Below are 482 nucleotides of genomic sequence, written 5' to 3' on the forward strand. Positions count from 1 at the left end.
CCACGGATCAGCGAGCGCCGTTGAAACATTCCGAGCCTGGCGGATGAGGGCCATCCGTTGCAACGCTCCTCGGAGTGGCGGTATTGTAGCGTGCCTGTCCGCGCCTGCGGCGCGAGAAACGGACTTTTTTCCCGTCTATTCCTCTTCCAGCCTCCCTGCCATCCTGCCCGCCCACATGCTTTCCACGCCACCCCGCACGCTGACCATCGCCGGTTCCGACTCCGGCGGCGGTGCCGGCATCCAGGCCGACCTGAAGACTTTCAGCGCACTCGGCTGCTTCGGCATGAGCGCGATTACCGCCATCACGGCGCAGAACACGCTCGGCGTGACCGGCGTGCACGCCATTCCGGCCGACATGGTGGCCGCCCAGATCGATGCCGTCGCCACGGACATCGGCGTGGACGCGGCCAAGACCGGCATGCTCGGCACGGCCGCCATCGTCGAGGCCGTGGCCGATGCGGTGGACCGCCACGGTATCCGCC

The 482-nt window shown here is 67.6% G+C and carries 1 protein-coding gene and 1 riboswitch; the gene reads left to right on the forward strand.

What is annotated here, in order from left to right:
- Positions 1–5: 5 nt before the first annotated feature.
- Positions 6–77, reverse strand: a riboswitch (S-adenosyl-L-homocysteine riboswitch).
- Positions 78–175: 98 nt separating this feature from the next.
- The coding region (locus AB4Z35_RS30365) for a bifunctional hydroxymethylpyrimidine kinase/phosphomethylpyrimidine kinase (RefSeq protein ID WP_442101210.1) at positions 176–482 on the forward strand (307 nt) is incomplete at its 3' end.

Origin of the sequence: Pseudomonas sp. KB_15 (assembly GCF_052114525.1) — a bacterium.
Lineage (GTDB): Bacteria > Pseudomonadota > Gammaproteobacteria > Pseudomonadales > Pseudomonadaceae > Aquipseudomonas.